Raw genomic sequence first — 26037 nt, forward strand, 5'->3', positions numbered from 1 at the left:
GCTCGCCCAGGCCGTACCCATGACCGACCACGGGAGAGAAATTGCAGCGCGTCTCAAAGAGACATTCTTTGCGTATACGAACCGCCTCGCACGGAATCAACAGAAGACGTTGGGCCCTAGCGAGATCGGCTCTGCCTGTGATCGGCGTATTGCAATGTCGCTACTGCGGCTACCCCCTGTCAATCCGGGGGGCGATAACTGGGCCTCATTCGTCGGCACGTGTGTCCATAGTGGACTTGCGGATATGTTTGTGTGGGCGAATGCCGGTACAGGTAGGTACGCGGTAGAGGTACCCCTAGAGTTCCCCAACGCACTGGTACCAAAGGGCACAGGGGATCTACTCGACCGCACCCTATGCATGTTCCTAGATCACAAGCTCATGGGCCGATGGTCGCTCGACAAGCTCACCACCAAAGGCCCCAGCCCTACCTACCGCGTTCAGGTGCACACCTACGCGTACGGCGCTCGCCTCAAGGGCGAGAAAGTTGATTACGTCGCCATCATCGGATGGCCACGTGAGGCGGGGACGCTCGATGACCTTTACGTCTGGACGGAACCCTATGACCCGTCCATAGCTATTGAGGCGTTGGCGCGTGTCGAGCGGATAGCGGAGGCAGTCAAGGGCAATCCGGATTGGCGCGCCCAGCCCGTAGCGGATGACTGCCGTTTCTGCCCGTTTCATGCCCCAGGCGACAAGGAAGGCGAAAGGGGATGCAATGGCAAGTAAGCGCAAGGGCAAGAAACATACGGGCGAGCGTAACGACACTCGCAAGTCCGGAAAGGCGTGGAAGCGCCGGAAGTGCTGCGGTAGGCGGCACGGTCCGGACAGGTGCGAGTGATAGCAACTGCCTTGAGGGCGCTAGCGCATTGGCTAGTGCCCTCTTTGCATGCCTGGGCGGAAACGTCCACTAGCGCCAACCGCGGTCCGCTCACGTGGACGTGCGCCCGATGCGGGGCAGTATCGCGGGAGCTTCCGTGATCCTGTCCCTGTGTTCGGGCATCGGGGCGCTTGACTATGCCGTTGAACGGCTCACAGGCGAGCGCGTAACCCTGTATGCGGAAAAAGCCTATTGGCCCTCAAGGGTCATGGCTCGACGCTTCCCCGATGCCGTCAACCTGGGCGACATATCCAAGGTTGATTGGTCTGCGGTAGCGGTCGAGCATCCCGAGATAACAACCGTCGTGGCGGGTTTCCCCTGCCAAGACATAAGCCACGCAGGCTATCGGAGGGGAATAGGTGGCAGACGCTCCGGACTATGGACGTACGTTGCCGCAGCCGTTCGCGCGATTCGACCCGCTTACGTCTTCCTGGAAAACGTTGCAGCCATCCGGGCAAGGGGACTCGATATCGTCGCAGGGGACTTGGCCGGCTGCGGGTATGACCTTGAATGGATATGCCTACGCGCTTCCTCTGTGGGAACCGCGCACCACAGAAACCGATGGTTTGGTGTCGCTACTCCTGCCAACCCCAACGGCGGCAGACAACATCCGCGGCGCTGATTACGCGCGCGCCTCGCGCCCAGGGTCGGGGGGCGATGACCTAGTTACCGCGCTCGCGCGCCTGGGCAATGGGGGCACGGTCAAGGACTGGGGACGGTTCGCCCCCGCTGTACGGCGCTGGGAACGCATCACGGGGCAGCCTGCCCCCGTGCCTATTGAGCTAGGTCCGCGAGGGGGCAAACGCCTTTCCCCGCGGTTCCTTGAGTGGTTCATGGGTCTACCGGGCGCCTGGGTCTCAGGTGTCCGCGGCATGGACCGGACAGAGGCGCTACGCGCCCTGGGAAACACAGTTGTACCGCTACAGGCTTACCGGGCCTTTCGGTACCTCATGAAAGAGAGAGCATGACAACACCACCGCAGTTCAACCAGCCTGGCAAGGCGGATAAGTTCGCGCCTCGCGACAATCCGCAATGGATTGGGAAACTGTTTCTGATCTATCCGGACAGCGTCTCTCCGCAGACTTTCAGCCGTCCGGACGGCACGCAGGAGACGAGCGACGTCGTTACCGCGGACGTTGTGATCATTGACCTTCCGGACCCGCAGACAGGGCAGCCAACAACCCTGCAAGGGGCGCGCATTGGCGGCAAGGGACTCGTTCCCCAACTCCGGAAAATGGTTGGGTCCATGGTCCTGGGGCGCCTCTCTAAGCTCCCTTCCCAGGGGCAGAAGGATGGGGCGTACGTGCTCGCGGATTTCACCCCTGCCGATGCCCAAATGGCTACCGCCTATGTGCAGGCGCATCCGCGCACTGCGCCGTTCGCGCAGCCGCAGGCGCAGCCGGTAGCCCAGGCCCCAGCGCCCCAGGCGTACGCACCCCAGGCGCCTGCCTACGTCCCTCCGCCTGCCCCAGCTCCCGCCCCCACAGAGGGCCCCTCGCCCCTCGCGCAGTTCCTTGCGAGCAAGGGGGTACCGGTCACAGGAATGGCAGAGGATCAAATGAGACTCATTGCCGCCACCTACCCGGACAATCCTTTCCGGTGACCCGCCGATAACGCCACGAGAGAGGCAACACAATGCAGGAAGTAAACGCGCAGCCGTATGAGGAAGACGAGAATTGGGATGGCTCGATTGAGGAGGGGCCGGCGGACGCTGCCCCCGAATCTGACGACGTCGTAAAGGCGCCCAGGCGTAGGGGTCGCGCGCCTCTCACGCTGCCCGCGGCTGCGGCACGGTTCGAAAAGGCAAAGGCGGTAGTCGCGCGCCTCTCCTCTCTGGACGTAGAGGCGGAGCGAGCGAAGATTACCGCCCAGCGCGAACGGCTCGACGAACGCCTCGCGCGGCTCGACGGACACGCGGCATCCGTAAAGGACGCAACGGAGGAACTGTCTGCGGCAGAGGACATGTTCCGCATTGCCCTTGAGGCAGTACAGGGCAAGTAGACCGTACGCGCATCGGGCCATCCTCGCGGCAGGGTGGCCCGTTGCCGTGCCCGAACAATCAGGAGAGACATGGACAGGGAAACGCTTCACAACGTGTTGGACGCAGCCATAGACGCAGTCACCTGCGATGAGGGCGACGCGTGTAAGCGGATGTTCATAGAAATGCTGGGCATTCACATGATGAATGCCGTGGGCGAGCACAACGCACGGGACCTTTCGCACAAGGCGCGGAGTGGGCTCATGCCTCTGCCGATGTCGTACGACCGACTGTCAGAGACTATGCGCCCTGTCTACGCGGCGGCGGGTCGAGCCGTTAACGACCAGGACAACGACATGATCCGCACTGCCTTTCTCAAGCGCGCGGGTCGGAAGATGAACTAGGGCCAGCGTGAATCTCATTGCGTACGCGCTACAGGCGAGAGCGCGAGGGTTTCACGTCTTCCCTGTCGAGCCTGGGGAGAAGACTCCCCACAAACTCTATCCCGATAAGCCATACACGCTGCGTTGGGGCGAGTCCGCAACGCATGACCTGGGCAGGATCATTGACTACTGGACACGTTGGCCGGACGCAAATATCGGAGTGGCTTGTAAGCCATCTTCTCTACTCGTTGTCGACTGCGACCTACCAAAGCGCCCAAACCAAATGGCGGGTACGCAGTATGCGGGACTGCATGACAGATTTGGGCCTCTCGTTGATGGGACTGACGTTTACCGATATGTCTGCGAATCCGTGGGGGGCGATTGGGCAGACGTCAACGCCACCTTCCGAGTGTGTACCGGATCGATGGGTTGCCATTACTACTACTGGTGGCCGGACAAGATCCCAGCGTCTCAAGCCTCAATAGCCAAAGGGATAGTTGATATCCGCTGCAACGGTGGCGAGTGGGGCGGGTACGTCCTGGGTGCAGGAAGCCTCACGACCAAAGGCGCATACGTCGCAGAGAACGCCTCGCCAATCAGACCGGCGCCCGGATGGCTCATTGAGCTTTGCCGCTCTAAACCGCCTGTGCGCCTCGCCTCGCCCTTCCGGCAGCCTGGGCGAGGCGGAACCTTGTCGGGACTCGTCGGGACCGTTGAGAACGCCACACAGGGCAACAGGAATCAGGCCCTTTTGTGGGCGGCGCGCGCAGCCTGCGCGGACGGCATAGCCCTTGAGGACGTCCTAGAGCCTCTGACGGACGCCTACGCAGCCGCAGGGGGCGACGGGGGGCCCAGGCAGGCGGAGGCGACCATACGGAGCGCCTACCGCCTACAGGGAAGGAAGGCATAGCGAGGCGCCCCCCGCCTGTCTCGCGAGGGGCGCCTTGTCGTCGAGCCTGCGGGGCCGGACGTTGTCTGTCAGACGTTGCAGTCGGCGTAGCGGCGGCAGGCGCGGACCCAATAGGCGCGCGCCTGGGACGTGTTGCCGGACTGGGCCAGCTCGACCCAGTTCCGCGGAGGCTTGCCGGGGAGCTTGGCAGGGGCAGTCTGGTCAATGGCCTCCGCCCTGCGTGCCTCCGCGATGTCATCAATCGTCGCCTCTGCGGCCTGGGCGACGTTGGCCGGAACGATGATTTCGTGGACGGGCGTCTCACTCCACAGAGCCTTACGCGCGTTGTCCGCGTCCTCCGGGGTGGCGAACTCATCCGCAGCGAGGCTCGATCGGATCTCTTCCTTACTCACCCGGCGGAGCGCCTGGGGCGCGCCCTGGTCCTGGGCGAGGGGCGCGGCCCAAATGGTGGAGGCAGCGCGCACAGTCGTGAGCGTCTGGCCGTTGTCCACCTGAACAATCCGGATCACGTTGCGCGCGCCGTTCTCCTGCCGGACGCGAACAGGGTAAGTCCCAGGGTTCTTAAGGCTGCCTTTTCCTGCGTACCAAAAGTCAACGGCGTTCGAAACGTCGCCAACCTTGACCTTTGCCATGCGCCCCAGGGCCTCGAAACGCTCTGCGTCCTGCTTGCGGGTCATGATCCCTGCCCCTCTCGTTCGGCTGCCCTTGCGCTGCCCAACATAGCGAACCCTTAAGGGGGTTGCAACCTTGCAACCCATATCAACACTCAAGTGAGGTACCGATCATGTCGTTCTGGTCTTGGGCATGGATAGCCCTACTCGTCGCCGGACTACTGCTAGAGGCGGGCGCACTGCTCGACAAACGCCCAGGTGACACTCTGAGTGAGCACGTGTGGAAGTGGTTCGCCATCAAGGACAAGAGGCGTAGGGGATGGCTGGGTCTGCGCCGTGCATTGCTCCTCTGTTTCATGGTGTGGCTTACCGTCCATTTCGTGACCGGTGGACGAGTCTGACGGGGGCCGGCGGGAGCGAGGCGCGCAATGAAGATTGACCACGATGGCGAGCACGTCGTCATACAGATAGGCAATGAGCTATGCGTGTTGGGTGTCCGCGAGGCTTTCACCGCGACAACGGCGCTACTGCAAGCCATTGAAGGCGCACGCGCTCATGGCGCGTTTCTCCGCGGGGAAGTGTCGGACCCTGACCCGCGACGCAACCGCATACCCAGGCGGAAGCGCCCCAGGGCGCCCAGTAGGGAGGGCGAGAAATGATTGCGTGGATGCTCGCACAAGCGGGCAGGGGCGGACGCTGGGCAAGGTGTCGCGTCCTGGGCTTGCATCGCTATGACTGGATGACCGTTATTCAGGCTGCCAACTCCGGGGCCGATTACGTCGACTGCGACGATTGCGGAAGGCGTGTGAGCCTGTGAGCGGTAGCCGCTATTACTGCCCCGCCTGCGGGCAGGTTGCAGGCTACTCGGAAACCTATTACGTAGCCCTTGTGCGGGGCGGCAGGGTTGAAGCGCATTTGCGTTCCTCCGCGCTCACGTCGCTACTGGGCGAACCGCAGGCACGGGAACGCGTGCTCTGCCCCGGAGGCGCTATCGACAAAGCAAAGGACAGGGCGCCATGAGGTGCAAAAACTGTAGGCAATGGATTGTGCGCGGTTGGCCTGGGCGGGAATCCCTCGCATGGCGCCATGGGCGTACAGGGCTATTCACCTGTGAACAAGTGCCCCTCTGGTGGATGGGCAACGAGTGGCCATCGGCCACACCGGACCGGAGTGGGATACGTGCACAGACCTTGCCTCTCGACTAGATACCCGACTCAAGAGATATGGACGTGTCCCGACTGCGGGCGCTCTCTCGCCATCACTTGGCCCAGGCGAGGGGGCGCCTTTCTCGTTGACGTCCTGTTTCAGGGCGAGCGCCCATGCCTCGCGGACGGACAGAACACCGGTGACTATCGGGGCCCCTAGGGGCGCCCTGGGCGACGCGGTATGGGCCTACTGCGAGCACTGCCATAGGGACGTCGAGTTGCGCCCGAATGGGCGCCTCGCCTCGCACCGGACACACAGGGGCCCAGCGTTTACGGCTATCGCCTGCGCTGGGTCCATGCAACGGCCCACGGAACCGCCACAAGAGACGGAAGGGGACGAGCATGCCCAGGGCGATACAGACCTATTGCGGCAAGGGGACACACAGGCTCGATGACCCCAGGAATGTCTATCTCGTCTATGACAGTTACCGCGAGGCTTACCGGCGCAAGTGCCGCCCTTGCACATTGGAGAGGAAGCGCAAGGCGACCCGCAAGCGTGCCGAGGAAAGAGCGGCTGCAAAGCGCGTGCTGCCCTGGTGGATGCAATTGGAGTGGACAGGCCCACACAAGCCACTAGGGCCAACGGGAAGGTGGGGCCGGCGGAAGCGGACTATCCAAGAGTTCAAGCTCAAGGGGCATCCGATGGCCTATCGCCCCTCGCCCCAGCAACTCGCCTATCTGCAACTGCTCGCGGACGGGCTGAACGTTGACGAGATAGCTGAACGGCTGTACGTCACGCGGAACGCAGTGCGCAACGGGCTGCAAGAGATACACAGGAAGTACGGAGTGACGAGCAACGCGGAAGCGGTGGCCCAGGGACTTAAGCGGGGCACCATTCGGCCGGACAGGGCGACGGGAAAGCGACTCCCACGGAGCAATGCTGCGCGGGATGGGCTCGCGGACGTCCGCGCCCTACTCAGGGGCGACCGGCAGCAATACAAGGGCGGGAGCCTCGCCCTGGGGCGCCTGTGTGACTCGCTCTTGTCCTGGTCCGAACCGCACGCGGTGAGTGTTCTGTGGGGCGCTGGGCGCCTCACGTCAAGGGACGTTCCGCAGACCCGCAATCGGTATCGGAGGCGCGACAGGCGAAAGCCTACGGAGGATGCCGCGGTATGGACGGCAGGAATCAGGAAACTTGGGTGATCAACAATGGCGGCACCATCGCTGCTGTAACCCACTCGGCAGCCAAGGCGCGTAAGTACGTGTTCGCCCATCTCATAGGGCCTGAGTATCGCGGAGCGCGTTTCCGATGGACCAAAACGCACAAGCTATTCGCGCAAGCCCCGTTCGAGTCATGGGCATGGACGGGTATAGAAATCATTCAGGCCCCAGTCATTGCCTAGGGCTGGGGCAGGGGTGAAAGCGTGTCGGTTGAACCACAGGGAAGCGGAGAACTCTCCCAATCGGAAATAGACGCTCGCCTCGCGCTCGCGTGGTTGCTCAACCCCCAGGCAGCGCCTCTTGAGAGTTTCAGCGATGACGTACAACGCATCGTCTCCGTTGTGTCCGCCAAACTGCCCGCACTGGGCGTTGACGACAGGACGGAAGCCCTAGTAGAGGCGCACAGGCGCGAGGCAGCCGAGATAGAGAAAGCGCGGGAGATAGCGAGCTACAACCGCGCCAAAGAGCGAGCGCTCACCATCGAGGAGGACGAGCAACGCGGGCGCGTCGCCCAGCTCGCGGACGCGCTGATATCCGAGACACTGACAACGGAAGCCCTTGACGGCATAGAGGAACTGTCGCCCGTAGTGGATGGACTGTTTTACCGCGGCACCGTTGCGCGCATCAACGGCAAGCCTGGGTCCATGAAATCCTTTGTCGCGCTCGACGTCGCCGGATGCGTCGGAAACGGCATGCCCTGGGCGGGACGCGACGTCACCAAAGGCGACGTTGTCTATCTCGTCGCGGAGGGCGCAGGGGGCATCAAAAAACGCGTCCGGGCATGGGAGCAACAGCACGGGACGCGCATGCATGGGGTGCACTTCCTCCCCAGGCCAATTCAAGTGGCCGGCGTTGAGTGGCTGGTATTGGAGGAAGCCTGCAAGCGCCTTCGTCCGGCAATGGTCATCATTGACACACAGGCGCGCTCGACAGTCGGCGTAGAGGAGTCGAGCAATGAGCGCATGTCCGTGATATTCAGCCGGATTGAACGACTCGCCAAAGAGGCGGACGCCTGCGCCACGCTCGTTCACCACACGGGCCATGCAGGCGAGCACGGTAGGGGCGCGTCCAACGTCCTGGGCGCAGTGCAGACAGAGCTACTAGTGAAGAAAGAAGGGAAGGGCGCGGAGCGGGTCATCACGGTCCGCATAGACAAAACCAAGGACGATGACGACACGCAGGAAATCCGGCTACTTCCGCGCATCGTCGCCATTGACGGCATGGTCAAGCGGTCCGGCACGCAGGAAACGTCCGTTGTCCTGGTCCCCGAACGGGTCGCAGTGTTCGCCATCCCTGGTTTGGACCCTGCTATAAGCGCAGCCGTGCAACTGCTCGACAGGCACGGGGCGCCCATAGACCTGGGTAGGGACCGCATGCGCTCATGGCTGGTCGATAGAGAGTTGACCGTTGGGACGTCGGTTCTAGCGGCTGCGATTTCGTACCGGAAAAGACGCGAGGCGCTTAGGCAGCCGGAAAAGAGCGAGGCGCCCAGTGCGGTCGAATTGAAGCTCCCGGAGGGGTGACATATACGCAGAGTGACCAAAAACCTGTCCGCAGCCACGCGGACAGGTGTCCGCTCGACCTGTCCGCCCATTCGCGGACAGGTTTGCCTATTTGCCCAGGTCAGACCTGTCCGGACAGGTCTGCAAAAACCTGTCCGTCCGACTGCCACACCTGTCCGTCCCGTCCGCCCCCCTTTAGGGGCGGACAGGTGGGGACAGGGACAGCGGACAGTGAATGGAAATGATCAATGCATGAGCATTTGAAAGACACTCGCCCCGTGCTGGGCAACTGCGTCAGATGTGGCGCATGGGTGTTCACTGCCCTGGTTTCCGGCACCTGGGCGGGAGTCGACACTGCCCCTCTCGCCCCGGACGCTCTCAGGGCCCTACTGGTGGCCGGACGCAAGCCCTACCGCGTGTGGGAGCTTGCCGGACGCGCCCAGGCCCTCAAGCGCGCTTCCCTGGGCGACATCGAGCGCGGAACGCCCGTCCTGGGCGAGCACGTCTGCGGGGGGCACCCCATGGACGCCCGGACGTTCCGCGAGGCGCCCCAGGACCCTGCCCAACCCCCTGTGAGCGCTACTGGGCGCCCAGCATCCCGCTATGCCTCCGCGGAGGCTCACAGGGGGACACAGGCTCGACGTCCTGCGAACTCTGCGACCCGCCCCCTTTCTAGGCCCCGTAGGTGCGACGTCTGCCGCAAGCTCATCCGGCGCAATGAGTCCTATTGGGGCATCGAATGGGGGCGCTACCTATGGGCTCGACATGACGAGTGCCCGGAATGAGAGAGTGCATGGCAAGCGACCTTGAATACATAGCCTCGCTCACAGAGCAACTAGTGAGCGGGTTTCCTGAACGCGTCGAATACACGTTGCGCGTCAAGCGCCACACGGACGAGTGTCCGACTGCGCGCCCGTCCTGGGCGGAGTGCGACTGCCCGGAGACGGCAGAAATGCGCGTGAAGACGGTTCGGCATGCTCCGCTGGTCTCTCAGTTGCAGGCCGCTATAGCCCTGCCGGCTACAGGGGCCGATAACGGGGGGCGCTCCGCAACAAGGGTTGATAGCCCGTTCCCAGGAAACTTTGAAGCGCTCGCCCTGGTGGACGAACTCAAGCGCGCTCTATCGAGCTACGTAAGGCGAGCGCGCGTGATCCTGGGCTATGACGTGCCCCCATCTTCCATCGTCACCGGGGCAGTGTGCGGAGACTGCGCAGGCGCACTCAAGCTACACAACGGCAGGGCCGTGTGTATCGGGCGCATAGGTGAGAGCGCCCCGTGTGGCACCGAATACACGTGGCAGGACATAGAGAGGTATTTGAAGGGTGACGATGAACGAGCCATATAGGCCGCGACTGGTCGACACGGAAGCGGCAGAGCACTGGACCAGCCGCACACGGGGGACGCTCTATCGCTGGGCGAGCGAGGGGCGCATAGAGAGGTACGGGACAGGGGGGCGCTGGGGTGCCCGATGGAACCTTGATGAATTGCCCCCATATCGCCATCTGTGCTCGCCTGAGTGCCTTGATGGGGAAGGTTGCCCCCCTCTGCCGGACCCGCCCCCAATCCGCTTCCCTCGCCCCCGATCACCCCTTGACGATGACATATTCAATGACCGAAGATGAAGGGGCGTTCTGCATGCCCGAAACCCCCTGATAGGGCCCCCGGAGACTCCCACTCTCCGGGGGCCCTTTCTCATGACAGGGGGTAGCCGCAATGACAGGCCGTAAGGAACTCACGGAGTACGCCTATCGGCAAGCTCGCGCCCAGGTACTAGCCGCATCCGACGCATGCATGTGGTGCGGGCACTCAGGGGCGGACGCGACAGACCACGTCATCCCCGTAAGCAAGGGTGGCGACCCGTACGCCATAGACAATCTCGCCCCCATACATGGCGTGCGAGGCTGCCCCACATGCCTACGGAAATGCAACAACGAGAAAGGCAATCGGTTGCCGTCCGAGTGCGACCAATTGCGTACCTCTATCGATTGGTACAAACGCTAGGGGGGTGCACTCATGCCGTTTCCCGCAGGCGTAGAAACCGTGACAGTCTCGACAGGCGAGGCAATGACGCTCCCCGATGGAACCGTCATCGAGGGCAAGATAGTGTTTACCGCCCCGGACGTTGTCACCATCGGGGCCGATGATTACGTGTTCGGCGGAGCCGCGAGCGCAACCCTCACGGCCGGTGAATTCAGCATCGTGCTATGCGCTACAGACGCAACGGGTATCGGCCCGTCCGGGTGGACGTACAAAGTATCCACCCAATTCGTCAACGCGCCCAACTGGACACGCTACATAAGCCTTCCCAAAGCATCGGCAAGCGTCATCCTCGCAGACGTCCTCATTGCCGACCCTGCCACCGCGGAATTCACAACCCTCGCCAATCCTGATCTCTTCCTCGCCAAAGCGTCCGACCTGTCCGACCTAGCGAGCGTGTCAACCGCGCGGACAAACCTGGGCTTGGGGACGAGCGCCACCATTGATGAGGACGCGCTCACCATTGCGCAGTCCCAGGTGACCGGACTCACCGCAGGACTCGACGCAAAGGCGGATCTCACAGGGGCGACATTCACCGGGGCAGTAACCCTCAACGGGGCAGACCTGAGCGTATTGGGCACAGGCAAGGGATACCGATTCAGGCGAGGCGGCGGCGCGCTCGACCTAGAGGCGACAGGATCGGACCTACTCATATCCAATTGGAGCGGGACCGCATTCGACGGAACCCAGCGCAGCTATATGCGCCTATCAGCCGATGCGCTCAATACCCAGATAGCGGGGAAGGTGGAGTTCGTAGAGGCCCTGTACGGCGCCACCAGACACGTCCTTGACGGCAGCGCCGACACCCTCGCGTTCCATGGTGCAACGCCCGTTGCAAAGCAGACCGTGACCGGATCACGGGGCGACGGGAGCGCGCTCGCCTCGCTCCTCACCGCACTGGCCAACCTGGGACTCATCACGGACTCAAGCACCGCATAGCCGCAGGTCACAGCCATGCCGGCGCCTGGGTCGTCGAGCGCCAGGACCACGACCAGGACCCGCCCGCGGCGCGACCCGCACCCCCCGCCCCCGGAGCACGTCGCCTCTACGAACGCGCAGGTCAGAGGCGGGGCCGGCGGCGCGCGTCCTTTTGACCAGGGCCAATCCCAGCCCCGGCCCAAACTCGCATCTTTTTGCGCGCCTGGGTTCCGCCGGGTGATCATGGCCGGCTGCGCGACTGCGAACGCTCACGGACCGACTGCAAAGGGGGTCGAGTCATGGGCCCCATTGAGAGCGCCGTAAGGGCCGATATCGCAGCCATGGGCGAGTTGCTGGGCACTGAACGGACGCTCGCGGCATTGGCCTTCCGAGTAGCCGAGGAACTCGACAACGGAGGCGGACCGGAGGGGCGGCAAATGGCTGCCCTCTCGAGAGAGCTACGTCTAGCCATGCAGCAATTGAGCGACGGACATGCGGGGGGTGCGGATGACACACTCGGCGACCTGGGCGCCCCCGACTGATTACGCGGACCAATTGCGCGAGACGTACGGACTCACCTGCGTGCCGCGCTGGGGAACGCCTCGCAATTGGTCTCGCCCCACGCTGGGCGGCAAGGCAGCGCGCGTGATGACTGCCCTTGTGGGGGCGGAGCCAATGCCCTGGCAAAGGTACGTGCTCGACGTCGCGCTAGAGATTGAGCCGGACACTGGGCGCCTCGCCTATCGCAAGGTTGGGCTTAGCGTTCCGCGGCAGCAAGGCAAAACGGAAACGGTCCTTACCGTCATGGTTCATCGCATCATGGCATGGCAGGCACAGAACGTTTCGTATACGGCGCAGACGCGAATAGACGCGCGCAAGCGCTGGGAGGACGAGTTCCTAGCCAAACTCGACGTGTCGAAACTAAAGGGCAAATACCACCCGCGGAAAACCACGGGCAATGAGGCGATCATTTGGAAGTCGACGCGCTCGCGGCTGGGGATTACGTCCACCACCGAAAAGGCGGGGCACGGGCCACCCTTGGATTTGGGTGTCATTGATGAGGCATTCGCCCACAAAGACGACAGGGTTGAACAGGCCATGTCTCCCGCCATGCTCACGCGCGGCAATGCGCAGATGTGGTGGGCGAGCGCGGGCGGGACCGAACAGTCTGTGTTTCTCAATGAGAAGCGCAAGGCTGGGCGCGAGATAATCGAGCGCGCTTGGCTCACCGGAGAATGGCCCGCGGTCGCCTATTTCGAATGGTACGCGCCGGATGAACTGCCGCGGGATGACCCAGACACCTGGGCAACGTGCATGCCCGCACTCGGCTACACAGTCACGCCCAGCATCATCCGCACAGAGCTTGAGTCCATGGATGAGAGCGAGTTCGACCGCGCCTATCTGAACAGGACCAAAACCGCCCGCCCGCCCCTTGACCCCAACGTGCCGCGCGAGGAATGGAAGACGTGCGCACGGCTCGACTCCCGCCCGGACACAGACGCGCTCGCGCTCGCGGTTGAGGTGTCCACCCTGCGCGACTGGTCGTCAATCTCGGCAGCCTCCGCGCTACCGGACGGGACTGCGCACATCGAGTTGATAGACAGGCGCCCCGGTACGGATTGGGTCGCCCCCGCGCTCGCTCGACTGCGCGAGATATGGAGTCCGCTAGCCGTAGCGATTGACTCTAAGGGCCCTGTCGCGAGTCTCATGGGCGAGTTGGCCGGCTACGGCATAACTCCCCCGGAGGACCCAGACAGGCCCGTACGCGGCGACCTAGCGGTTTTGCGCACGCCCGATGTGGCCGTTGCCTGCGGGCAAATGGCGGACGCCATCCGGCGAGGCACGATCGTGCACATTGACCAACCCCCATTGACCGGCGCCATCAACGGAGCGCGGACGCGCCCGCTTACGGACGCGTGGGCATGGTCGCGCTCCCGTTCAGACAGTGTCGATATCTCCCCACTCGTTGCCGCAACCAATGCCCTATGGGCGCTCCGCCTACGGCTCGACGTCGCCCAGGCGGATTACAACGTGTTGGATTCCGTCCTATAGGGGGTGCCATGCTCGCAGCGTTGCGCCGTACGTGGCTGCGCGTCATCGAGTCGCGCGCCATTACCGCGCTCCCCTGGGTCGCAGGTGGGCCCAGGCCAAGTCAGATATCCGCAACTAACGCAACGAGCCTGATTCCCCTGTTCGCTTGTTGGCGCACACTCGCGGACAGTATCGCGAGCTTGCCGGTACAGACGTTCATGCGGAACGGGCCAACGCGCGAACCTAACGCCTTCCTGCCCGACCTACTCTTTAAGCCTGCGACGCGCGACAACCTGTTTCAGTGGCTTCACAAGTGCGTGATCAGCCTGTGCGCGAGGGGCAACGCCTATGGGTTGATCACTGCGCGCAACGCCTTTGCGCTTCCGACGCGCATTGAATGGCTCAACCCTGATGACGTTTGGGTTGACGAGAGTAGCCCTGTCCTTCCCATCTACTACTACCGTGGTCAAGAGGTTCCGCGGGAAGACATCTTTCATATCCCGTGGGTTGTCGAGCCGGGGCGCGTAGTCGGACTGTCGCCCATTCAGGCATTCGCCCGGACGATTGGCGTTGGGCTAGCGGCAACGGACTACGGCGCGAGTTGGTTTGAGAACGGCGGCACCCCTCCCGCCACCATGAGGAACAACGCAAAGACGATCAACCCGCAGGAAAGCAAAGAGATTCAGTCTCGTCTCTCGGCTGCGATGCGCTCACGCAAGCCGCTGGTATTCGGTAGTGACTGGGACTTCACCGCACTGCAAGTCAATCCCGAAGAGTCCCAGTTCATCGAGACCATGAGGCTCACGGCAACGCAAGTGGCGGCAATCTACGGCGTTCCTCCGGGCAAGGTGGGCGGAGAGGCCGGCGGGTCAATGACGTATTCAACGGTCGAAATGGAATCGCTTGACCTAGTCGGTATCACCCTGCGCCCATGGCTGGTCCGGATTGAATCCGCTATCTCGGACGTCCTGCCGTCTCGCGAATACATGCGGTTCAACGCAGACGCGATGATCCGCACTGACACACTCACTCGCTATCAGGCGTACGGCATGGCCCTTGAACAGGGTTGGCTAAACCTTGACGACATCAGGGCCCTTGAGAACAAGAGCCCACTACCCAACGGCGCCGGACAGGCATACCGCCTGCCCGGAGGCTCGACGCAGCCGGGCCAGGACCAGGACCAGGACCAGGACGCGCGCAGTGCGGAGGCAACCGCATTCCTTCAAATGCTCATGGCCGAACGGAGGGCAACCCGCAATGCGTGAGCTAGAGCGCCGTTATACCCGCATACCCGCAGAGGTACGGGCAGAAAGTGACGGCAAGACGATCACCGGATATGCAGCGATGTTCCGCAAGGAATCATCCAACCTGGGCGGGTTCGTTGAGGAAATCGACCCTGCGGCATTCAACAAGAGCAAGGGTGACGGTTGGCCCGATGTGCTCGCCCGGTACAACCATGACGACAACTTCCTTCTCGGCACCACACATGCAGGGACGCTCCGCCTCGCCCTTGATGAGCACGGATTGACCTATGAGGTAGACCCGCCAAAGGCGCGCGCGGACGTGCTAGAGCTGGTGGCGCGAGGCGACGTCACTAAGTCATCGTTCGCTTTCCGCACCTTTGAGGATGACTGGGCACAGACGGACCAGGGGTTTCCTAAGCGAACTCTGTTGCGCGTCCAGTTGGTTGACGTAGCTCCCGTCAATCTCCCCGCCTACCCGGACACGTCTGCGGGTTTGCGGTCCCTCGCGCGCCATGTGGAAGCGCCCTATGAGGACGTGCGGGAGTTGGCCGAACGGGACGAGTTGCGGAGGCTCTTTACCCGCACCGACAACCGTGGGCCGGCGCCTGCGGACCCGCCGCGGATCACCCCTGAACAGGCGCGAGTGAGGCTGCTCGCGCTCCGCAACTCGCCTTATGGCGGACAGGCTTAGGCCATCCGCTCACGGCGCACAGAGGCTCACTCCGGGACAGGGCGCAACCCATCCCGCTAACTGAACATCGCTAGCAGTTTCAGGCAGGGCGCAACCCACCTGAGTCATTCACAACCAACGACTCAGACGAAAGGGGCAGGGCCATGTCTGAGATTGTGAAGCGGCTCATGGAAACGCGACTGCGCGCGTGGAATGAGGCCAAGGAACTTGCCGACAGGGCGGCCGATGAAAAGCGCGCGTTCAGTGCCGAGGAAGACGGCAAGTGGGCGGCGCTTAACGAGGAAATCGACACGTGCGATGAGCGGATTAAGGCAGTCATCGCACAGGAGAAGCGAGCCCAGGAAGCTGACGAAATCCTGTCACGTGCGGGCGGTGGCGCTCCGCCCGCTGGTGGGCCATCGGCAAACGATGAACTCCGTTCCTGGGCGAGGGGGGAGACTTCCTCGCGGACATTCGACATCAACCCCAGGGGCGCCGTTGACTTCCGCGCGCTCTCTAAGCTCACGTCTGCCGCGGGGGGCAGTGTCGTTCCCCAGGGTTTCTACAACCGCCTTATGGCGCACTTGATTGAGAACTCCGGGATTATGCAGGCTGGGGTTACCGTCCTCAACACTGCGTCCGGCGAGACCATTCCGGTACCCAAGACAACGGCGCACTCTACGGGCGCGCAGGTTGCGGAAGGCGGAACGATCGGCACGTCCGAGCCCACGTTCGGAAGCGTCGACCTGGGCGCCTATAAGTTCGGCGCGAAGATGCAGATTTCCTCTGAACTGCTCCGGGATTCCGGAGTGGACCTTGAGGGATATCTGAGCATGCAGGCAGGGCGCGCCCTGGGCAACGCCTTTGGCGTCCGGGCCATCACGGGTACGGGCGCAGGGCAGCCGCGAGGCGTCGTCACGGACGCGACTGCGGGAGCTACCGGCACAACGGGTATCTCTGGTGGATTCGGCGCCCAGGCAACGGCAGGACAGGGCGCGGACTACCTCATCACCCTGTATCACTCCGTCATTGCGCCTTACCGCCGTTCCGCTTCCTGCCGTTGGATGATGAACGACGGCACGGCGGAAACGGTTCGCAAGCTCAAGACAACGGAAGGCGTTTACGTCTGGCAACCGTCCATCGTCGCGGGTGAACCTGACACCCTGCTCGGTAAGCCTGTCGTCATTGATCCCAACGTTGCGGACGTTGGGCTTTCCGCTAAGTCGGTCCTGTTCGGCGACTTCTCACAGTATTTCGTGAGGATGGCCGGCGGTATCCGATTCGAGCGGTCGGACGATTTCGCGTTTGACACGGATCTCGTTACCTTCCGCGCCCTCATGCGCGCGGATGCGGCGCTTGTGGACCTTACCGGCGCCATCAAGTATTTCGTAGGCGGCGCAAGCTAACAGCCGCAGAGGGGGGCGCAGACGCGCCCCCCTCGCCCTTTACAGGAATGGAGTAGTCCCGTGTCTGACTCGACTTACGATGACGTCCTCATCCGCCGTTCCCTCTCCCCCGTAGCCCGAACCGATGGCACGGACAATGGCGCAGGTGTCGACCTGGGCGCCAATGGCGGCACGATGACTGCCTCCGTGTGTGTCGTTACGGGCACCATCACGGACGGTTCTCACGTGATCAGCGTGGAGGAATCGGCCGATGACTCGTCCTATGCCGCCGTTGCCGCGAGCAACATTCAGGGCACTGCGCCCACGCTCGACTCTGACGATAGCGACACGCAATACGAGTTCGGCGTAAGGACCAACCTGCGCTATGTCCGCGTAGTCGCGGTGACGTCCAGTGCCACGACGGGCGGAGTGTTCGCCGCGGTTGTCGCCCTGGGCAAGTGCCGTCAGAAGCCTGTCAGTCACGCGTAAGGGGTGACTCATGAGAGTTCGCCTCAAGGGCGATATCAGCGGCATGCGGAACGGTAAGAAGTGGCCCCCCCGTGGGGCCATCGTCGCATTGCCAGACGTTGAGGCCCAGGACCTTTGTAATTCCGGCATGGCGGAACGCGTGCCGGAACCTGCCCCTGTCGAAACGGCTACGGCTGCGCGCAACAAGGGGAAGGCTGAAACCCGATAGGGGGTTGTCGTGGCAAATGAGTACGCGACTATATCCAGCCTAAAAGTTGCGCTCAACATGTCCGACACCACACGGGATGACTTGCTCACGGCTGCTCTTGCGGCTGCCTCGCGGCAGATAGACCAGAACTGCGGTAGGCGGTTCTATCTTGATGCAGCCGTGAGCGAGCGCACCTATAACCCAGAGTTCCGAACCGTCGAGCATACGACAGGCGAACTCTTGATAGTGGACGACATTGGTTCAACGACAGGGCTAGTAGTCGAGACTGGCAGCGTCGGCGGCACCTATACCGCCATCACGGATTACGAAACATGGCCAGAGAACGCGTCCGCGCAAGGACTCCCCATCACTGGCCTAGTGCGCTACTCCGGTACCTGGGGAACGAGGGGCACTGCGCGCGTTCAGGTAACTGCCAAATGGGGATGGCCGGCGGTCCCCGATGAAATCGTGCAAGCCACCATCTTGCAGGCTCTACGCCTCTACAAACGCAAGGACTCACCGGAAGGCGTCCTAGGTTCCGCCGATTGGGGAGCGGTCCGCGTGGGGCGAGTAGATCCCGATGTCTACGAACTCTGTAAGCGGTTCATGTTGCCCGGATTCTGAGGGGGTCACATGGACATCTACAACGTTCGCGCGCAACTTGCGCTTGCCGCCTCCGCGGTGGTCCTGCCTAACGCCTCGCTCACGTGCACGGGATACATGCCGGACTCCGTCTCGGAACCGTGCCTCTTTGTCTCGGACTACACCATTGAGTTTGACCGGACCATGAATCGCTCGATGGACGTTGTCACGTTCACTGTGCGAGTGCTGGTCAGTCGAGCCGATGACCTGTCGGGGCAAAAGCTCATGGATTCGATGATGTCAGGGTCCGGCACGTCATCCCTAAAGGACGTCATAGAGGACGCGCGAGGCGCCCCCGGTACTGCCGCTCTCAATGGATACGCCCATGACTTGCGCGTCACGCGCATGCAAGGGCTACGCCTCTACGAACACAACGGCGCCCAGTACCTAGGGGCCGAAATCACGATTGATGTGATCGGGGACGGGAGTCCGTAAATGGCACTCATAACCCTTACGGGCGTCAACCTGTTTGCCGTTGGGGCAGACCTGACAGGCGCCTCTAACAAAGTAGAACTCTCCGCCGAGACCGAAGAGAAGGATTCGACAACCTACGGCTCTAGCGGCTGGAAAGAGGTAATGGCCGGACTCGGCTCCGCCGAGATCATGGCTGAGGGTTTCTGGGAAGCGTCGGATGAGAGCTATGTCGACGACGCTTCCTGGTCCCAAATCGGCGGCAATGGCCCCTGGTCCATCGGCCCCGTGGGCTCGACCGCAGGCAGCCTCGCCTACTTCACACGGGCCCTGCGGTCCGAATACGGGTGGCTGGGACAGGTCGGGGACATCGCGCCATGGAAGGGCAAGGCGGCCGGGAGTTGGCCCCTGGTCCGCGGGGAGTTCGCCCACAACCCAGCCACCGCGCGCACGTCGAGCGGCGACGGAGGCACCGGGGCAGAGCTGGGCGCCGTAGCCGCAGGGCAGCGCCTCTACGCCTCGCTACACGTCCTGTCCGTGTCCGGCACTTCCCCAACGCTCGACGTCGTCATAGAGAGCGACGTGGACGACACCTTTTCCACTGCCACTACCCAACTCACCTTTACGCAGGCCAACGCGATTAGCGGCGAAATCCTGCGCACGGACGGTTCGGCCGTTACTGACACATTCTTCCGCGCGTCATGGACTATCGCGGGCACTGACCCATCCTTCCTTTTCGCAGTCGCGTTCGGCATTAAGTAAGGGGTGACTCCTCATGGCTTTCATGGTTCTCACGACTGAATATGTGGCGCTCAACGCAACGGACCTGAGTGACTACGTGAACAAGGGCGAACTTTCCGTAGAGGTAGAGGAAAAGGACGTGACAACGTTCGGCTCCGCCGGGTGGAAGGAAGTCATAGGCGGACTCAAGAGCGGGGAACTCGCAATCGAGTTCAAGCAGGATTTTGCCGCCTCCGCGCTTGACGACATTCTGTGGCCCCTGTTCGGCACCGTTGTTACCTTTGAGGTACGCCCGACGTCTGCCGCAGTCGGCACGTCAAACCCCAAGTGGACTGGGTCCGTTCTCATCAAGGAACTCAAGCCACTGTCCGGAGGCGTTGGGGATGAGGCAACGCAATCCGTGAGCTTCCCAACGTCCGGCACTGTGACCAGGGCAACGGCCTGATGACCCGTAGTCCCGTTCAAGTGGAAGTGCGACAGGACGAGTTGCGGAATCTCATACGCGTCATCCGCGAGCAAGAGGACGGCAGGGTATTGCGGAAGGAACTCGCAAAGGAACTCCGCGACACCCTGAAACCGCACACACAGCGCGCTAAGAATGCCGCCCTGTCGATTCCGTCCGGAGGCGGCGCGACGTCCCCGCCTCTCAGGCCGGCTATCGCTAGGTCTGTTCAGTCGCGGGTCAACCTGACCATGCGAGGCGCAGGCGCGAGCGTACGGGCGAGGCGCACTCCGCGCGTCCGTGACTTTTCGAATGCCCCTAAGCGTACGAACTCAACTAAGGGATGGCGTACGCAGTCCTGGGGCAATGACGTTTGGCGCGTCCAGAGGGGCAAGCCCGATTGGTTCGATGACGCGATGAGGGGCAGCGCCCCGGAGGCGCGCGCGGCTATTCGGGATGTCCTGGGCGCAATGGCAAGGCGCATAGCTAGCAGGGTTGGGTGACTATGTATCTGATCTACCAGCCGGAAGGTTCGGAGGAACCTACCCGCTTTAAGTACAACCCGCGCAAGCTCATGAGCGCGGAACGGGAAATGTTGGAACGCAAGACAGGCAAGGACTTTACGGATTTCACAAGTTCCGTGCTGTCCGGCAACAGCCTCGCCCGCCGCGCCCTGCTCTATATGTTCCTCAAGCGGCAACACCCGACCATCAAATGGGATGACGTCGACTTTGCATGGGATGAACTCAAGCTCGAATACAGCAAGCAAGAGCTTGTGACCATGCGAGAGGCAATCTCCGAAAACACGTCCGGTGACGAGCGCACGGCAACCCTCGCCAATCTCGATGCGGAGATAGAAACCGCCATCGATGAGGAGGACGAGGGGGAGGGAAAAGCAAGTCTGCCGATCGCAGGCTAGCCAATCTCGCGAACGCCTCGCACCTGTTGCACATACGCCCATGGGAATGGGCGCTACTCACAGTCGAAGAGACAGACCAAATGTTGGATTGGCTCGACGACTACCGCAGGCAGATGGATGAGGCGGAAGCCAAGATGAAACGGCGGTGAGTCATGGCGTCGGATACTTCCCTTGTCTTCCGCCTTATAGCGCGTGATGAGGCAAGCCCAGAGATATCCCGCATGCAGGAACGTCTTTCTACTGCGTCTGCGGGCATCGGCGTAGGCGTCGCGGCAGCACTGGGCGTAGGTGTTGCCGCCAATCTCGACATGCAAGCGGCTAACGCAAAGCTCACGGCGCAATTGGGCGTTGGGCCGGCGGAAGCTGCGGAGCTTTCCAAAGTGTCCGCACAGGTCTATGGGGACGCCTGGGGCGATTCAACGGAAACCGTCAACCTGGCCATCAAGGGTGTTTACCAGAACATCGGAGACGTGTCACAGGCCAAGGGTGGACTAGAGGCCGTGACGTCCAAGGTGTTGGCCCTTGCGGAAACCTTTGACCAGGATCTAGGCGTCACGACTGCGGCAGTTGGACAGCTTGTGCGAACAGGCATGGCCAATGATGTAGATGAGGCCATGGACATAGTGGCAAAGGGCCTGTCCACTGCTGCGGACAAGTCGGGAGACTTCCTCGAAACCCTCAACGAGTACAGCACCCTTTGGCGTCGCGTTGGGCTCGACGGCAAGACAGCTACAGGGCTTCTCTCTCAGGGCCTCAAGGCAGGCGCGAGGGATGCGGACCAAGTTGCCGACGCTATCGGCATCTTCGGAGAGATGGCGCTCAGCAACAGCGATGCAGTGAAAGAGGCTTACAAGAGCATCGGCGTTGACTCCGATCATGTCGCAAAGCTCATGGGCAAGGGCGGAGCCTCCGCGAAAAAGGCGCTCCAAATCACTATGGACGCACTGCGCGGAGCCAAGAACGAAACCGTGCAACTCACGGCCGCGCAAGCCCTGTTCGGCGACACAGCAAACACCATGGGGGAATCCCTGTTCGCGCTCGACCCTGCCTCCGCGGCTGCCTCCGCGGGCATGGACAAGGTTGCCGGTGCCGCGGAGAAGGCAATGAAAACGATGGCGGACAACCCAGCCAAGCAACTTGAGAAATTCAAGCGGCAAGTAGTGCAAAAGCTGAGTGAGGTTGCCGGAAAGTTCATCTCGTTCGGGATGGAAAATCAGGGCTTGATGAAGCCTCTTGCCGCCATCCTGGGCGTTATCGCGGGTCTCGTCATGGCCGTTGCCGTAGCCCAGAAAATCTACGCCACCTATACGGCTATCGCGACTGTGGCAACCAAGATTCACAACGCTGCGCTATTCAAGACCATTGCGGGATACCTCCGCCTTATGGCCGTTGGGCTTATGGCAATGGCCCGTATGGCAGCCGCAGCCGTAGCCTCCGCGGCGACTACTGCGGCTGCCTGGGTTGGCTCCGCGCTCGCGGCAATCGGAACGTGGATTGCCGCAGTCGTGCGGGCGGGAGTCACCGCCGTTGCCCAGTTCGCATTGATGGCGGCGCGTGCCGTCGCCTGGGCCGTGACGATGGCTGCCCAATGGTTCATTGCCATGGGGCCTATCGGCTGGGCCATTGCCGCCGTAGTCGGTTTGGTCGCGCTCATCATTGCCAACTGGGACAAGGTCAAGGGATGGACCCGCATTGCCTGGGACTGGGTATGGAACAAGGTAAAGCAGGTAGCCAAATTCCTTGTCGACATCTTCCTGAACTTCACTCTTGTTGGACTGATCATCAAGCATTGGTCCACCATCAAGAGGAAGACTGCGGAGATTTGGAACGGCATAGTGGCCTGGGTCAAGGGTGTCCCCAGGATGATCTACAACGCCTTCCTCAACTTCACGCCCATTGGCCTGATGATCAAACATTGGGACACCATGAAACGATGGGTAGTCATCAAGGCTACCGACATCGTGAACTGGGTTCGCGGTCTGCCTGGGCGGATCTCTCGCGCCATCGGCAATCTCGGATCGCTGCTCTATAACAAGGGCCTCGACGTCGTACGTGGCTTGTGGAATGGCATTAAGGCCATGGGCTCATGGTTGAAATCCACGCTTACCGGCTGGGCAAGGAACCTGATTCCTGGGCCCATTGCGAGAGCGCTGGGGATCTCTAGCCCTTCCAAACTCATGGCGAGGAAGATCGGCCGTTGGATTCCGGCTGGTGTCGTCAAGGGCATTGAGTCGGGTAACCCAGTCCTGCGGCGCGTCATGGCGCGTCTGGCAGCTGTTCCCAGGCCCTCTCACGGCCCTGCGGCCGGCGGCTCGACCATTTCCCCCGTGGGGCCCCTGAACGGCCCCTCTGGCGGCCGTACGGTCCTTGAGATCCGGGCAGGCAATAGCAAGGTTGATGAGTTCCTGATGGAACTGTTGCGCCGTGCGATCCGTGTGCGCGGCGGGGACGTTCAGTTGGTTCTAGGCCGGTAGGCGGAGGGGGCGACCATGGTGTTTCCCCAAACCCCCCTTGACGTCGTCGTTGAAATGGAGATCGGCGGCACTTGGACGGACGTGACTGATTTCGTCTATGCACGTGCCCCAATCACCATCGAGCGCGGCCGGAAGGATGAGGGAAAGCAAACCGATCCGGCCCGATGCTCGCTTACCTTGGACAACAGGGATGGGCGTTGGTCGAGCCGTAATCCAGCCTCGCCCTATTTCGGGTTGATCGGTCGTAACACCCCTGTGCGTGTGTCGCTCGACGTAGGTGAGTCCTACTTGTCCCTGCCAGGCAACGCGGGGGACAAGGTGACAACCCCTGATGTGGCTGCGCTGGATATCACGGGGGACATAGATGTACGTTTCGAAATGAACCTTACTAACTGGACGTCCTTGGTATTGATTGCCGGAAAATATGAGATTACGGGTAATCAGCGCTCATGGGGGATATGGCTTAACACTACGGGCACCTTCAATTTCCGTTGGACTACCGCGGGCACTCTTGCGAGCGCCGTTGACGCGACATGCACGGAACCTCTGCCGTATCCGCCGGGCGGTCGCCCCGTTGCGGTCCGGGTGACGCTCGATGTCGACAACGGCGCGTCCGGCAATACGGTGACGTTCTATACGTCGGATTCAATTGACGGCACGTGGACTCAGTTGGGTGAGCCCATCGTGAACTCTGGGACGACGTCCATTCACAGTGGCACGGCGCCCGTCGAGTTGGGTGATATTGACGACTTTCTCGCGGATGCTTGCTCCGGGCGTATCACCAAGTTTCAGATACTCGACGGCATCGGGGGCACGGTCGTTGCCAATCCGGATTTCACCGTTCAAACGCCCGGAGATACGTCGTTCACTGACGGGGCTGGGCTTGAGTGGACTGTGGCCGGCGGCGCGTCCATAAGCAACCGCAAGCCTCGATTTGTGGGCGAGATTTCCTCATGGCCCGTTCGCTGGGACGTTTCCGGCGAAGATGTGGAAGTGTCCGTTGAGGCTGCCGGAATCCTGCGGCGCCTGGGGCAGGGCGCCGTACCTCTCAAGTCGGCACTAGAGCGGCACATCACAGTCAATGGCGCTATTGAATGTTGGCCCCTCACGGATGGCAAGTTGGCCACACACGGTACGGCCCTGTTCGGCGGGGCGCCCATGGTGCCGAAAATTCAGTCGGGCACAGGCTCCGTTGGCTGGGCGGAGGGCAAGCTAGCGGATTGGCTCGACCCTGTCGTGTTGACGCCTCCGAGCACGGACGGCACGTTGGGGACCTACGTTCCCAACAACACGGATGCGGCCTCCGAATGGTCCGTTGATATCTGCCGTAGTGGGATTGGCGATTATGAGGGGTTGGTCATCGGGGACCAGGGTTCGGGTACGGATGCGTCCCCCAAGATAAATTGGACTATCGAGTTTGACGCGGGAGCGGATGAGATATGGCTTTCCGCGGCGTACATCTCCGAGTCAAGCTCAAGCGTTGACGTCGTCGAGACCGTATCCAATGCGGGTATCTATGACGACGCACCCCATCATGTCCGCGTAACCATCACTCCGGGCGCGACGGATACCGACTATGAATTGTACGTGGATGGCGCGGCGCGCACGTCCGGCACGTATACCGGTGAGGTGTCGCAGGCTGTAAGGAACATGCGTCTTTTCTGGACCAACTTGGCCCTTACCGATGATCTCGCATCATTCGGCTACATCACCTATTGGGGGCCCAACCCCCCTGCCGTGACAGACACCTATGATGCCGTGCTCGGTAACGCAGGCGAGAGGGCAACAGAAAGAGTCCTACGCCTGTGCAATGAGACCGATGTGACCATGCGGCCGGCGGGAAGACCAGAAGAGTCAACACCCCTCGGACCGCAGGGGCGGCAGACCTTTACGAATATCGTTGAGGCAGCCGCACAGGCAGAAAGCGGCATTCTCTATGAGGACAGGGAAGACGTCGCCCTCCGCCTGCGCGACCATGCCGGACTGTATAACCAGACGGTTGCGCTCGACCTTGACTATTCGACAGGCGACGTCGCGCCCCCTTTGGAGCCTGTAGACGATGACCAGAGCACGCGCAATGACGTGACTGTCACGCGTACGGGCGGAGGCTGGGCGCGGGTCACAAAGGACACTGGTCCGCTCTCTACGGATGCCCCGCCCGATGGTGTGGGGACGTACAGCGAAAGCGTGTCGCTCGACCTTTACACAGATAACCAGCCGATAAGCCATGCGGGTTGGCGCGTTCACCTGGGCACCTGGGATGAGGCACGCTATCCGGTCGTACGCGTTGACCTAGCCGCAACCCCCGATCTAGTCGATACCGCCTCCGGGGCCGATATCGGGGACCGTATGACCATTTCGAACCCCCCGGTATGGCTGCCGGACGAGACCATTGATCTTTTGGTGCAGGGCTATACGGAAGTGATCACCCATCCCAACGGATGGGAGTTGGCTTTCAATTGCAGCCCTGCGGGTCCATGGACTGTCGGCATTCCTGATGACGACGTGTTGGGGCGCGTGGATAACGAAAGCTGTGTAACGAACGGCTCGACGTCGTCATCATCCGGCATCCTCAACGTCCTTACCGCGACTGGCTCGGTTCGCTGGGCGGACAGTGCCACGTATTCCGGTGACTTCCCATTTGATATCTACGTCGGTGGTGAGGTTATGCGAGTCACTAGTTGTAGTGGCACGGCCCAGTCTCAGACGTTCGGAGTAACCCGCAGCATCAACGGAGTGGTGAAGGCGCACGCGTCCGGTACGCCTGTCCGTCTCATCACTACCCCAGTTATCGCCCTGTAGGGGGTCACGGCATGTCG

Annotated in this window: 23 protein-coding genes; 22 read left to right on the forward strand and 1 reads right to left on the reverse strand. The window is 62.0% G+C overall.

Going from position 1 to position 26037, the window contains the following annotated elements; all coding sequences use genetic code 11:
* The first annotated feature begins 358 nt into the window (after positions 1-358).
* The 6 genes from AB0J10_RS00580 to AB0J10_RS00605 all read left to right on the forward strand — a co-directional run bounded on the left by AB0J10_RS00580 (position 359) and on the right by AB0J10_RS00605 (position 4149).
* Complete coding sequence (locus AB0J10_RS00580) at positions 359-727, forward strand: hypothetical protein (protein WP_363056263.1); 369 nt, start codon at positions 359-361, stop codon at positions 725-727.
* 221 nt (positions 728-948) lie between these two features.
* On the forward strand, positions 949-1500 hold the full coding sequence (locus AB0J10_RS00585) for a DNA cytosine methyltransferase (RefSeq protein ID WP_363056265.1): 552 nt from the start codon (positions 949-951) through the stop codon (positions 1498-1500).
* Between the two features lie 342 nt (positions 1501-1842).
* Positions 1843-2481, forward strand: coding sequence for a hypothetical protein (locus AB0J10_RS00590; protein ID WP_363056266.1), 639 nt, complete (start codon positions 1843-1845; stop codon positions 2479-2481).
* A gap of 32 nt (positions 2482-2513) precedes the next feature.
* Positions 2514-2879, forward strand: a complete 366-nt coding sequence (locus tag AB0J10_RS00595) for a hypothetical protein (RefSeq protein WP_363056268.1) — start codon at positions 2514-2516, stop codon at positions 2877-2879.
* 69 nt (positions 2880-2948) lie between these two features.
* The gene (locus tag AB0J10_RS00600; RefSeq protein ID WP_363056270.1) at positions 2949-3260 is read left to right on the forward strand and encodes a hypothetical protein; all 312 of its coding nucleotides are present in this window, start codon (positions 2949-2951) and stop codon (positions 3258-3260) included.
* Positions 3261-3267: 7 nt separating this feature from the next.
* Complete coding sequence (locus AB0J10_RS00605; protein WP_363056272.1) at positions 3268-4149, forward strand: bifunctional DNA primase/polymerase; 882 nt, start codon at positions 3268-3270, stop codon at positions 4147-4149.
* 68 nt (positions 4150-4217) lie between these two features.
* Here AB0J10_RS00605 and AB0J10_RS00610 read toward each other — a convergent pair whose 3' ends face one another.
* Complete coding sequence (locus tag AB0J10_RS00610; RefSeq protein WP_363056274.1) at positions 4218-4826, reverse strand: hypothetical protein; 609 nt, start codon at positions 4824-4826, stop codon at positions 4218-4220.
* A gap of 1781 nt (positions 4827-6607) precedes the next feature.
* Here AB0J10_RS00610 and AB0J10_RS00615 point away from each other — a divergent pair.
* The 16 genes from AB0J10_RS00615 (at position 6608) to AB0J10_RS00690 (ending at position 26020) form a co-directional block, all read left to right on the forward strand.
* The gene (locus AB0J10_RS00615; RefSeq protein WP_363056814.1) at positions 6608-7108 is read left to right on the forward strand and encodes a helix-turn-helix transcriptional regulator; all 501 of its coding nucleotides are present in this window, start codon (positions 6608-6610) and stop codon (positions 7106-7108) included.
* A 221-nt stretch (positions 7109-7329) separates the two neighbouring features.
* The gene (locus AB0J10_RS00620) at positions 7330-8649 is read left to right on the forward strand and encodes an AAA family ATPase (protein WP_363056276.1); all 1320 of its coding nucleotides are present in this window, start codon (positions 7330-7332) and stop codon (positions 8647-8649) included.
* A 772-nt stretch (positions 8650-9421) separates the two neighbouring features.
* Positions 9422-9973, forward strand: coding sequence for a hypothetical protein (locus AB0J10_RS00625; protein ID WP_363056278.1), 552 nt, complete (start codon positions 9422-9424; stop codon positions 9971-9973).
* Positions 9974-10668: 695 nt separating this feature from the next.
* Positions 10669-11604 (forward strand): hypothetical protein, encoded by a 936-nt coding sequence (locus tag AB0J10_RS00630; RefSeq protein WP_363056280.1) that lies wholly within the window; start codon positions 10669-10671, stop codon positions 11602-11604.
* A 534-nt stretch (positions 11605-12138) separates the two neighbouring features.
* Entirely contained in the window at positions 12139-13635 is a 1497-nt protein-coding gene (locus AB0J10_RS00635) for a terminase family protein (protein WP_363056282.1), read from the forward strand.
* 8 nt (positions 13636-13643) lie between these two features.
* Complete coding sequence (locus AB0J10_RS00640; protein ID WP_363056284.1) at positions 13644-14879, forward strand: phage portal protein; 1236 nt, start codon at positions 13644-13646, stop codon at positions 14877-14879.
* On the forward strand, positions 14872-15549 hold the full coding sequence (locus AB0J10_RS00645) for an HK97 family phage prohead protease (RefSeq protein ID WP_363056286.1): 678 nt from the start codon (positions 14872-14874) through the stop codon (positions 15547-15549). The genes AB0J10_RS00640 and AB0J10_RS00645 overlap by 8 nt, the downstream gene beginning before the upstream one ends.
* 143 nt (positions 15550-15692) lie before the next feature.
* Positions 15693-16934: a phage major capsid protein gene (locus AB0J10_RS00650; protein WP_363056288.1), complete on the forward strand. Its 1242-nt coding sequence runs from the start codon at positions 15693-15695 to the stop codon at positions 16932-16934.
* A 60-nt stretch (positions 16935-16994) separates the two neighbouring features.
* Positions 16995-17402, forward strand: coding sequence for a hypothetical protein (locus AB0J10_RS00655; protein WP_363056290.1), 408 nt, complete (start codon positions 16995-16997; stop codon positions 17400-17402).
* Between the two features lie 217 nt (positions 17403-17619).
* Entirely contained in the window at positions 17620-18213 is a 594-nt protein-coding gene (locus AB0J10_RS00660) for a phage head-tail connector protein (RefSeq protein ID WP_363056292.1), read from the forward strand.
* A gap of 9 nt (positions 18214-18222) precedes the next feature.
* Positions 18223-18666 (forward strand): hypothetical protein, encoded by a 444-nt coding sequence (locus AB0J10_RS00665; protein WP_363056294.1) that lies wholly within the window; start codon positions 18223-18225, stop codon positions 18664-18666.
* Positions 18667-19404, forward strand: a complete 738-nt coding sequence (locus tag AB0J10_RS00670; protein WP_363056296.1) for a hypothetical protein — start codon at positions 18667-18669, stop codon at positions 19402-19404. It begins immediately after the preceding gene.
* A gap of 13 nt (positions 19405-19417) precedes the next feature.
* Positions 19418-19828, forward strand: coding sequence for a hypothetical protein (locus AB0J10_RS00675; protein WP_363056298.1), 411 nt, complete (start codon positions 19418-19420; stop codon positions 19826-19828).
* A 502-nt stretch (positions 19829-20330) separates the two neighbouring features.
* Complete coding sequence (locus AB0J10_RS00680) at positions 20331-20744, forward strand: hypothetical protein (RefSeq protein WP_363056300.1); 414 nt, start codon at positions 20331-20333, stop codon at positions 20742-20744.
* Between the two features lie 221 nt (positions 20745-20965).
* Positions 20966-23218: a phage tail tape measure protein gene (locus AB0J10_RS00685; RefSeq protein ID WP_363056302.1), complete on the forward strand. Its 2253-nt coding sequence runs from the start codon at positions 20966-20968 to the stop codon at positions 23216-23218.
* A 15-nt stretch (positions 23219-23233) separates the two neighbouring features.
* Positions 23234-26020 (forward strand): hypothetical protein, encoded by a 2787-nt coding sequence (locus AB0J10_RS00690; RefSeq protein ID WP_363056304.1) that lies wholly within the window; start codon positions 23234-23236, stop codon positions 26018-26020.
* Positions 26021-26037 lie beyond the last annotated feature (17 nt).

The sequence above is a fragment of the Streptomyces sp. NPDC049887 genome (assembly GCF_040656535.1).
Taxonomy (GTDB): Bacteria; Actinomycetota; Actinomycetes; order Streptomycetales; family Streptomycetaceae; genus Streptomyces.

What these genes read in the sequence shown, in the direction of transcription:
- AB0J10_RS00680 (WP_363056300.1), top strand. Translation starts at nt 20,331, where the DNA reads ATGTATCTGATCTACCAGCCGGAAGGTTCGGAGGAACCTACCCGCTTT.
- AB0J10_RS00685 (WP_363056302.1), top strand. Translation starts at nt 20,966, where the DNA reads ATGCAGGAACGTCTTTCTACTGCGTCTGCGGGCATCGGCGTAGGCGTC.
- AB0J10_RS00580 (WP_363056263.1), top strand. Translation starts at nt 359, where the DNA reads ATGTTCCTAGATCACAAGCTCATGGGCCGATGGTCGCTCGACAAGCTC.
- AB0J10_RS00600 (WP_363056270.1), top strand. Translation starts at nt 2,949, where the DNA reads ATGGACAGGGAAACGCTTCACAACGTGTTGGACGCAGCCATAGACGCA.
- AB0J10_RS00675 (WP_363056298.1), top strand. Translation starts at nt 19,418, where the DNA reads ATGGCTTTCATGGTTCTCACGACTGAATATGTGGCGCTCAACGCAACG.
- AB0J10_RS00670 (WP_363056296.1), top strand. Translation starts at nt 18,667, where the DNA reads ATGGCACTCATAACCCTTACGGGCGTCAACCTGTTTGCCGTTGGGGCA.
- AB0J10_RS00625 (WP_363056278.1), top strand. Translation starts at nt 9,422, where the DNA reads ATGGCAAGCGACCTTGAATACATAGCCTCGCTCACAGAGCAACTAGTG.
- AB0J10_RS00645 (WP_363056286.1), top strand. Translation starts at nt 14,872, where the DNA reads ATGCGTGAGCTAGAGCGCCGTTATACCCGCATACCCGCAGAGGTACGG.
- AB0J10_RS00615 (WP_363056814.1), top strand. Translation starts at nt 6,608, where the DNA reads ATGGCCTATCGCCCCTCGCCCCAGCAACTCGCCTATCTGCAACTGCTC.
- AB0J10_RS00595 (WP_363056268.1), top strand. Translation starts at nt 2,514, where the DNA reads ATGCAGGAAGTAAACGCGCAGCCGTATGAGGAAGACGAGAATTGGGAT.
- AB0J10_RS00665 (WP_363056294.1), top strand. Translation starts at nt 18,223, where the DNA reads ATGGACATCTACAACGTTCGCGCGCAACTTGCGCTTGCCGCCTCCGCG.
- AB0J10_RS00690 (WP_363056304.1), top strand. Translation starts at nt 23,234, where the DNA reads ATGGTGTTTCCCCAAACCCCCCTTGACGTCGTCGTTGAAATGGAGATC.
- AB0J10_RS00610 (WP_363056274.1), bottom strand. Translation starts at nt 4,826, where the DNA reads ATGACCCGCAAGCAGGACGCAGAGCGTTTCGAGGCCCTGGGGCGCATG.
- AB0J10_RS00585 (WP_363056265.1), top strand. Translation starts at nt 949, where the DNA reads ATGCGGGGCAGTATCGCGGGAGCTTCCGTGATCCTGTCCCTGTGTTCG.
- AB0J10_RS00590 (WP_363056266.1), top strand. Translation starts at nt 1,843, where the DNA reads ATGACAACACCACCGCAGTTCAACCAGCCTGGCAAGGCGGATAAGTTC.
- AB0J10_RS00640 (WP_363056284.1), top strand. Translation starts at nt 13,644, where the DNA reads ATGCTCGCAGCGTTGCGCCGTACGTGGCTGCGCGTCATCGAGTCGCGC.
- AB0J10_RS00650 (WP_363056288.1), top strand. Translation starts at nt 15,693, where the DNA reads ATGTCTGAGATTGTGAAGCGGCTCATGGAAACGCGACTGCGCGCGTGG.